The 8,454-nt window shown below is 47.1% G+C and carries 11 protein-coding genes; 6 read left to right on the top strand and 5 right to left on the bottom strand.

The annotated features are described in order from the left end of the window. Both Q7V06_RS03300 and Q7V06_RS03295 read left to right on the top strand, forming a co-directional pair. A partial coding sequence (locus tag Q7V06_RS03300) for a hypothetical protein (RefSeq protein WP_304838047.1) occupies positions 1–1,343 on the top strand: 1,343 nt, incomplete at its 5' end. 54 nt (positions 1,344–1,397) lie between these two features. Beyond that, on the top strand, positions 1,398–1,673 hold the full coding sequence (locus tag Q7V06_RS03295; RefSeq protein ID WP_304838044.1) for an acylphosphatase: 276 nt from the start codon (positions 1,398–1,400) through the stop codon (positions 1,671–1,673). Here the strand turns inward: Q7V06_RS03295 and cas1 are convergent. Both cas1 and Q7V06_RS03285 read right to left on the bottom strand, forming a co-directional pair. Further along, entirely contained in the window at positions 1,670–2,596 is a 927-nt protein-coding gene (cas1, locus tag Q7V06_RS03290) for a CRISPR-associated endonuclease Cas1 (RefSeq protein WP_304838041.1), read from the bottom strand. The genes Q7V06_RS03295 and cas1 overlap by 4 nt on opposite strands. 104 nt (positions 2,597–2,700) lie before the next feature. After that, positions 2,701–3,225, bottom strand: coding sequence for an archaemetzincin family Zn-dependent metalloprotease (locus tag Q7V06_RS03285; RefSeq protein WP_304838038.1), 525 nt, complete (start codon positions 3,223–3,225; stop codon positions 2,701–2,703). 15 nt (positions 3,226–3,240) lie between these two features. On the opposite strand from Q7V06_RS03285, the gene Q7V06_RS03280 reads away from it, so the two are divergent. Further along, entirely contained in the window at positions 3,241–3,660 is a 420-nt protein-coding gene (locus tag Q7V06_RS03280) for a UPF0146 family protein (RefSeq protein ID WP_304838035.1), read from the top strand. Here the strand turns inward: Q7V06_RS03280 and Q7V06_RS03275 are convergent. Then, complete coding sequence (locus tag Q7V06_RS03275) at positions 3,636–5,003, bottom strand: replication factor C large subunit (RefSeq protein WP_304838031.1); 1,368 nt, start codon at positions 5,001–5,003, stop codon at positions 3,636–3,638. The two genes, Q7V06_RS03280 and Q7V06_RS03275, sit on opposite strands and share 25 nt — an antisense overlap. Positions 5,004–5,102: 99 nt before the next feature. Between Q7V06_RS03275 and Q7V06_RS03270 the strand changes: the two genes are divergently transcribed. The 3 genes from Q7V06_RS03270 to Q7V06_RS03260 all read left to right on the top strand — a co-directional run bounded on the left by Q7V06_RS03270 (position 5,103) and on the right by Q7V06_RS03260 (position 7,247). After that, on the top strand, positions 5,103–6,101 hold the full coding sequence (locus Q7V06_RS03270) for a methanogenesis marker 2 protein (RefSeq protein WP_304838028.1): 999 nt from the start codon (positions 5,103–5,105) through the stop codon (positions 6,099–6,101). A gap of 6 nt (positions 6,102–6,107) precedes the next feature. Next, positions 6,108–6,860: a methanogenesis marker protein Mmp4/MtxX gene (gene mtxX, locus Q7V06_RS03265; RefSeq protein WP_304838025.1), complete on the top strand. Its 753-nt coding sequence runs from the start codon at positions 6,108–6,110 to the stop codon at positions 6,858–6,860. Between the two features lie 177 nt (positions 6,861–7,037). Further along, on the top strand, positions 7,038–7,247 hold the full coding sequence (locus Q7V06_RS03260) for a histone family protein (protein ID WP_304838022.1): 210 nt from the start codon (positions 7,038–7,040) through the stop codon (positions 7,245–7,247). Between the two features lie 17 nt (positions 7,248–7,264). Here the strand turns inward: Q7V06_RS03260 and hisB are convergent, their stop codons facing one another. Both hisB and hisA read right to left on the bottom strand, forming a co-directional pair. Further along, positions 7,265–7,843 carry an imidazoleglycerol-phosphate dehydratase HisB gene (hisB, locus tag Q7V06_RS03255; protein ID WP_304838019.1) on the bottom strand — a complete coding sequence of 193 codons (579 nt, stop codon included), beginning with the start codon at positions 7,841–7,843 and terminating at the stop codon, positions 7,265–7,267. Beyond that, positions 7,840–8,454 (bottom strand): 1-(5-phosphoribosyl)-5-[(5-phosphoribosylamino)methylideneamino]imidazole-4-carboxamide isomerase (gene hisA / locus Q7V06_RS03250; protein WP_304838016.1); only part of this gene is annotated, 615 nt, incomplete at its 5' end. The genes hisA and hisB, both read right to left, overlap by 4 nt.

Here is an 8,454-nt window from a genome sequence, read left to right as displayed (position 1 = left end):
CACTCTCGAACCAGATCGATCTGAACAATCCCTATGAAAGCATTATCTCAATAATAGGAAGCCTGCCCACCGCCAGACAATCAAAAACCGTCCTTGGATTAATAAGACGGATTATCAATCAGATATCAAATAAATATAACCGCTTAACAAAACTCTGCAATGTTGCCAGAGATTACCTGGCAATACATGAACCAGATACAGCACGTGAGATCTTAGGCGGTATTCGTCTGGAGATCAAAGAATTGAATGCTGAAGAAGCAAGTGAGATCCTCACGAAAACAGCAGTTCTTTATACAGAGTTAAATTCTGTTGCAGCCAGAGAGTGTATAATAGAAGTATTATCACGGTTTAATGATATGTCAGGTGAGGTCTCAGATACTGCGGGAAGACAGCTTGTAGCCGCACTTGTCGCATATCGTGAAGTGTCAGGAGAGACCACTGATCTCCCGGATCCGCGTGTGATCCTCGATACCATTAAGGACCCAATCGAGTATGTCTATACAACAATACCTGTTCTTAAGATTACAAGGAGTAAAGATGAGAAGAGATTGTTGATTCAGAGGGTGTATGACAAGATAATTTGCCTTACCATCCCTTATGATCGTGCGACACTCCTTATAGATTTTGTCTCCTCACCCGAGGTCGATATACCATGGGAAGAGAAAGAAATATGTATCCGATCGGCCATTGAAGCAAGCGAGAGGATTAAAGTCCCCTTCATCATCTGTACAATCAAAAAGAGGATAATTTCACATCTCCTTGATGAATATACTGCTCACCCGGAGAAACATATAGGTGACATGATAATTGAGCTCCTTGAAAGTATCACCGACGAAACAGTCAGAATTAGTATCTCTGAAGAACTAGGGCTGATGGTTATGCTCGGAGAATCACATGGGCTCCATCAGGCACCCCGTACGATACTTGAAAGGTGCATAAATGAAGATGGTAAGTTTGCTGATCACGGTCAAATCGAGAGGACACTCCAGGCAATTCCGGATAGGGGGGTTCGTTCACAGTATTATCTCGGAATTGCCATGCTTCTCAGGCGCCGATCACAGAGCAGACGTGTAGAAAAGCTGATCCAGCAGGCAATACGTGAGGCGGGTGTCATCAGACCCCTACCACGGCGTGCATATATACTCAGTGATCTTGCTCTCAACTGTTTTGTAAATGGAGAGTATGAACATGCAGGCAATATTTTTGATATGGCGATGGCAACCGCAACGAACATCACAACCGCAGAACTCCGTGATGAAGTGTTTGATGAGCTTGATGTAGCGATGCAGTTAATCCAGGAGATGGATGAAGCAGAGTCACTACGCACAAAGCCAGATCAATGAATAGTATCATGTGAGAAAAGAGGGCGTTTCGGTGAGAAGGGTCGGGGCTAAGTCATGAAGACGATTGAGCTTATAATTGCGGGAAGAGTACAGAAAGTCGGATTTCGTGCCTGTGTCCGACATATCGCAACTAACCTCGGCGTTACAGGAGAGGTGGAAAATCTCCCGGATGGAAGAGTTCGTGTACTCGCAACAGGAGAGAGCGTGATACTGGAAAAGTTTGTCTCTATGCTGTATGGGTGCCCCAGAGCCATTATCAGAGATATTGAAACCCATAATTATGTTGGAACGGCTTTTCCTGATTTTTCTATTAAACGAGCATCAAACTAACAGATCACCTCAAATTCTCCCCCCCTTTCAAGAGATTGAAGATACGCATACACATTGGTATCGATAATGCGCTGATCAATTGTTGTATATAACCGATCCAGAAGGCTGGAGACGAGATCATCCCCAAGAACACAACGCGTCTGACTCAATTCATAATCCCCGGGATGAAGCGACTCACGGGCCAGCTCGAAGACGACGGAGTCAACCATTGATCTCTTTAAAGGCTCTATAATGTCGTATACAAATCCTCCAGCCCCCTGATTGAGGAGACCATGATCGGGATTTAGATTAGCCCCTATGATAGCAACACAGGCATTCCCAAAGAGAAGCGCATACCCAAATGAGAGCATTGCATTAATAGGATCAAAGTGAGGACGGTATGTCCTCCTCCGGTACTCCAGTTCAGCCGGAACCAGCCGGGAGAGGATCTCATAGTACATGTCCGTCGATAACGCATGGAGCCGACGAATCTCTTCTATTCTGACAAGATATTCAATCTCATTTTGGGCCTGACGAAGAACGTCCTGTTCACCACGATAAAAGAGAGTGGATTCGCTGGATTCTGCCAGCTCTTCGAGCCAGAGGAGGCGGGATTTCATCGATGATCTGACAAATTCGACCACAAACCGATGTGATGGAATTGAAGTCTGAAGACACCAGATATCTTCATTTTTATTCGGTCCAAATGGGCGGAGCGTACCAAGAGGTGTGCCATGCGCATCGAAGAATGAAATAGAAGCACCCTTCTCAAGAAGGCGATTAATTGTTGCAGTCTGGATAGTGTGCCCCCCTACAAGAAGGAGGTGTTTGATCGCTTCAATGGAATAGCTCGACTGTTGTGAGCGTTTCTGTACATACAGAACTCCTGGTGTGGATTTGATATGTGCACCATATCCCCAGATGGCATGCCATGGAACCTTCATAGAGACCAATAATCAACCCTCATAAACAGAATACTCTATGTATCCGGGGTTTGAGAGATTAATCTTTGGAAAAGTGATCGAAAAAATCCATGATATTGTCCGGATCAAGGCAGCTGTAACCTGCACTCAGGGCAGAAGTATTTCTGTTTTCTGTCGAGCTCACTTAAACTTTCAGGCTTGAACATGATACACTCAGGGTCCTCACAGTGCTGGAGCCCAAGGAGATGCCCAAGCTCGTGTGCACCCTCTTTCGCTGTCCTATCAATGATTTGATGAATATCAGGTTCAAATCCATAGTATTCATTTTCTAATCTTGCAGTTGAGATAACAGCACTCCCAATAGACTCACGAGCAAGGCCAAAGACAAAATCGGTTGAATCAGCGTAGATGTCATCAGGAATTACCAGAAGAAAGTGATCGGGAATGCCATGCAGCCGTTTGAACATGCCAATCCGGTTAATGATCCGTCCTGCATCATACTGACGCCTGATTCCATGATATCCATCAAGAGGGAAGTGATCCCCCAATATGAGTTCAACAGAACAACCGGTAAGATCCGAAATAATCCGCTGAACCGGAAGCTGAATACCATCAACAGATCGATAATCCCAATAGATCACGATCCCCATACTTGTAACTAGGAAATGAGCGGGTATAAACATATTGAAGAAAACGTCGGGCGTTTTATCGGTAAAAGGTACAGACGAGTAGTTGAAATCGGATATGGAGGTAATATCGTAGCTGCCTTGATGATCCGGAGTATGGGAGCTTCCGTCTTATGTATCGATATCAGACCATTCAAAACCACAGAACAGATCAGATCCGCAGTTGACGATATCTCAAACCCTGATCTCAGATTATACAGGGGAGCAGACTGCATCTATGCAATCCGGCCAGGGGTTGAGATGATGCCTGATCTCTTGGCAATAGCAGAGGCAACAGGATCAGATCTTCTGGTTTATCATCTCGGTTGTGAGATATATGAAAGCGGTGGCGAGATCATTGATTGCGGAGTCATCCTCCACCGCTACTATCCACTTCAGAAAGAGAAGAGAGTTGATTGAGCCTTAGATTTCTTCTCAGGAACAGGAGCCGTCTTTTCCAGAGAAGTTTCCAGTTTTGCCTTTTTAGAAGCTATCTTTCTCTTCTCCTCATCACGGACCTGCTTCTCAATCTCCTTAATAACAGTTCCTGCCCGCACCTTATCATGGATCAGAAGACCCAGCTGATCAGTGTCAAGGTTGAGCAGGCGGGCGAATATATCAGGATTAGTATCGGCAAGAAGACCTATCGCCGTCAAATAATCTTCAGCAAAGGTCTTCTCCGGGATCTGATAAGCATCTGAACACCGGTTAAGGAGGGAGAGGCGTATCATCTTTTGCCTGCGCGCCTGTCCCATCCACTTCCACCTGGCAGGAGGGGAGATCCTCATCCGAAGTCCTGCTTCTCTGGAGGCAGCAGCAGAACCTATGAGCATGATCGCTGTTGCATATCTCCAGAGAGTGTAATACTGCCTGCTTAGTGTCCTTCCCAGATAGAGATCTGCTACTGAAAGGTAATGGAGAGCAAGAGATCGCCTGCGTATATTTTGATGCTGAAGAACGGCAGCCTCAAGCCATTGAATCATAGCATCTGGGGTATCTTCAACCTCGCGGGAAATCCGAAGTAACTGATCATCCTCTGCAGATCCGGATATCGTCTTCGCAACAAGGTCAAAGATACTGGAACGGGAGTCTTTCTGTTGGATATGAAGATCAGTAACGGTGATTCTGTCTCGACCAACAGATGCTCCAAAGAGCATATTGACACCGGATCGGATATCTCCACGAGCTTCTTCAGCAATAACCCTCATCGCATCGTCATCACATATCATTCCCTCGGATGCACAGATACCTTTTAAGTGAGGGTAAAGCGAACGGGCAGATACAGCACGAAACTGTACCTCATCACAGAGCTTTCGGATCTCAGGCGCTACTCCATATGCATCATTTGCGATGAGGAGTATGGGCTGTTTAGAATGGCGGATGATATCCACGATTGCTTTTGCCCCTCCACGATCGGCATTTCCCTCAAGATTGTCTGCTTCATCAAGGAGGATAAGACGCCGCTCTGCACCTGAAAGGCTCGCAGTAGTGCTCGAACTCCCTGCTATTCGCTCGATCACTCCCTTTGTCCTCTGGTCGCTTGCATTCAGCTCAACGATCTCCCACCCCAGATCGCCTGCAAGCGCATATGCAGTTGAAGTCTTTCCGATACCGGGTTTGCCATAGAGAAGTAACGGCTTCTTCTCAGGTGTCCAGCCTGTAGCCCAATCGAAGATCTCACGGACCGCAGACTGATTTCCAACAATGTCGGAAAGCCTTTTCGGCCGGTACTTCTCTGTCCAGTCCATACCTGATCTATTCATCTGCTGAGAAATAATAACTTGTGAGATCAAAATCAGGAACAAATACATTATCTCAGATGAAACAGAAACCATAGTTGTAATCGATTATTGGTGTTTATTGTGGCGAAAAACTGCTCCACTCAATCAGTAGCAACGGCGGTGAGGGAATACGAGGGTGTGACTCGAAAGCATGCTATCTGTGAAATTGTCCGCTCTTTACAGCTCGATTCTTCCGATGTAGTGGCATCGTTTGGGGAGGATGCAGCCGTTATCCGACAGGGAGATAATGCCCTCCTCCTTGCCGCAGACGGAATATGGAACAAGCTGATGGAAGCAGATCCGTACTGGGCAGGATTCTGTGGAGTCCTTGTGAACATCCATGATATCGCCGCAATGGGGGGAGATGCCCTCGCGATGGTTGATATCCTTTCATTCACGGATGATCAGTTGATGCATGAGGTGACGCGGGGTATGGCAGATGCAGCACGCAGCTTTGGAGTTCCTATTGTTGGCGGACACCTCCATCCAAATACCCCATATAATGTCATCGATATCGCAATTCTTGGAACCACCCGACTCGACTCTGTCATATACAGTGACAGGGCCGGAGATGGAGATGCGATCATTGCAGCAATTGACCTGAACGGACGCGTACATCCATCCTGTGCGATGAACTGGGACTCGGTCACGATGAAGGATAGCGAAACCCTCAGATCCCAGGTACGAGTGATGAAGGGGCTTGGTGAAGATCACCTTGTCACTGCTGCAAAAGACATCTCAAATCCAGGTATCATCGGTACACTTGGGATGCTCCTGGAAGTCAGTATGAAAGGTGCAGAGATAGAACTCCATTCAATTCCTATGCCGGATCTTGAAGCAAATGGGATCACATTCGAACATTGGATCAAGATGTACCCCGGGATGGGATTCATTCTCACTGCAAAACAGGAACATGTGGATGAAGTCTGCAGGCGTTTTAGAAAGGTCGGAATGGCTGCACAGGTGATCGGTACCGTCAATGAGACGAGGGAGCTCACTATCAGCTATCAGGGAGACAAAACAGAGGTATTTGATTTCTCAGTCGATGGGATCATGGGTCCGTCAAAAGATCGGATGTGATGTACGATGATCATCGGAATCGGAGCCTCCGAAGAGATTGAAAAGGTGCTTGTCGCTGCAGAAAAGGTTTCATCAGATACGATCTCCGTCATTGTCTTTCTACCGGAAGGTGTACAGACAAGATCGGATACACCACTCCGGTACCATCACTCACAACACCCTGAGAGGGCACTTATTGACGCTCTCCTGCGTGGAGAGATAGATGGAGGCGTCCGTGGAACACTCCCTGCACATTCCACTCTCAGATACCTAAGAGAGGCAACAGGTGTCAATCAGATTGAGCGTGTCGCCCTGCTTGAAACCATCGAAGGAAGGCGTTTTCTGCTCACCCCTGTTGGTGTTGATGAGGGGATGACCATCAATGACAAAGTCAGACTTATACGAGGTGCTGAGAGGCTTGCAGATCAGATTGGAATCGATAGATCTGTAGGTATCCTCTCAGGAGGACGTCTCGGAGATATCGGCAGAAGTCCTGATGTCGATCGAACTCTGGCTGAAGCCGAGCTCCTCGCACGAATTACCGGAGGTATTCATGCAGAGATTCTGATCGAGGAAGCCGTCCATACATTTGGGATCGTGATCGCTCCTGACGGGATATCCGGGAACCTCATCTTCAGAACCCTTGTCCTTCTCGGTTCTGGAACAGGACATGGCGCACCTGTCGTAAATATCGGCGTATCGTTCGTTGATACTTCGCGCGCATCAGAGAATTATGGTAACGCCATTCATCTTGCCGCAGCTATAGCATCACAAAAATAACTTCAATTTTAGAACCATTTTACAATTTAAAACCAAATAGCCCTCTTTTTTCCACTTAGGCGCTGAATTGAGAATAACCCTTCAACGTCGAGAAACAGAGAAATAGAAGATAAAATACGCACCATATCCGAAACATATAAATATTTAACAATATACTCTTTCAATGGTGGAATTTACATGGCAGACCTACCAATCGCAGCTGTAGTACGAATTGCAAAGAAAAATGGTGCAGAACGCGTCGGCAGTGATGCAGCTGAAGCACTTGTTGCAAAAGCAGAAGCATATATTGCTGACCTGACCAAGAAGGCAAATCAGTACGCCCTTCACGCAGGTAGAAAGACGATCAAAGAGGAAGATATCGAGCTCGCCGCAAAGAGCGAGGCTTGAACCAACCCCTCTTTTAGTTAGAATATACCTTTTGTACTTGGGATCTCTGATTCATTCCCACTCTTCTGAAACGCCTGATAAAGGGTAATTCCAAATGCTTTGAATATCGCCTCACACATATGGTGATCAGATCTTCCAAGAAATGTGATGTGTGCAGTGATTCCTGCCTGATGAACAAGCGAATAGAAGAAATGTTCAAATAGATCGTTTGGAATGCCTCCGGTTTCTCTTCCTGCAAATGATCCTTCGAAGACAAGGTATCCTCTACCACCACAGTCGAGAGCAACAGCTGCTCGTGCTTCATCCATCGGGATCGTAGCATCCGCAAACCGGGTGATTCCCCTGCCATCCCCCACAGCCTGCTTTATTGCCATACCAAGGACAATACCGATATCTTCCACTGTATGATGAGGGTCCACATGAAGGTCACCCTCTGCCATTACAGACAGACCAAACCGGCCATGCCTCCCAAACGACTCAAGCATATGATCTAAAAAGGGAAGTCCGGTTGCTATACTGAGGAGACCACCATCAGGATCGAAACTGATCGTAATGCTTGTCTCCTTCGTTTTACGACTGACATCTGCTCGTCTCATACCATATCCTCAATAACCGCAGGGAGAGAGAGTATCCCGCTATAAAGTGCTGATCCAAGAACCGCCCCTCCCGCACCCAGCTTCTGAAGACTTCTGACGTCAGAGAGGCTTGAGACGCCTCCTGAGACCACCACAGGGATCTTGACCGAGCCGATCACCCTCCGAATCGGATCAACTGCAATTCCCTTACAGAGCCCTTCCACATCGACATTTGTAAAGAGGAGGGACCCCGCACCTTTCTGCTCAAATCGGGCTGCCCAGATGGCAACATCTCCGGCAGTCTTCTCCCAGCCATGAATTGCTATCTCGCCATTCCGTGCATCGACACCAGCCATGATCCGGTCACTTCCATGCTCGTCTGCAAGGCGGGAGATTACATCAGGATCTTCTGTAGCAGCAGTTCCGATGATAACGCGATCAATGCCGATATCAAGCCATCCGGCCGCGTCCTTCTCAGACCGGATGCCACCTCCAAGCTGGATAAAAACGTCCGTCTCAGAGATAAGCTCACGGATAATCTCCGCATTTGCTCCTGCATTACCAAAAGCACCGTCGAGATTGATAATATGAAGTGCGGTCGCCCCCTCATCAATCCAGCGAAGCGCAGAGGA

The organism is Methanocalculus sp. (genome assembly GCF_030651615.1).
Taxonomy (GTDB): domain Archaea; phylum Halobacteriota; class Methanomicrobia; order Methanomicrobiales; family Methanocorpusculaceae; genus Methanocalculus.
This window is presented reverse-complemented; position numbering and strand designations above follow the sequence as displayed.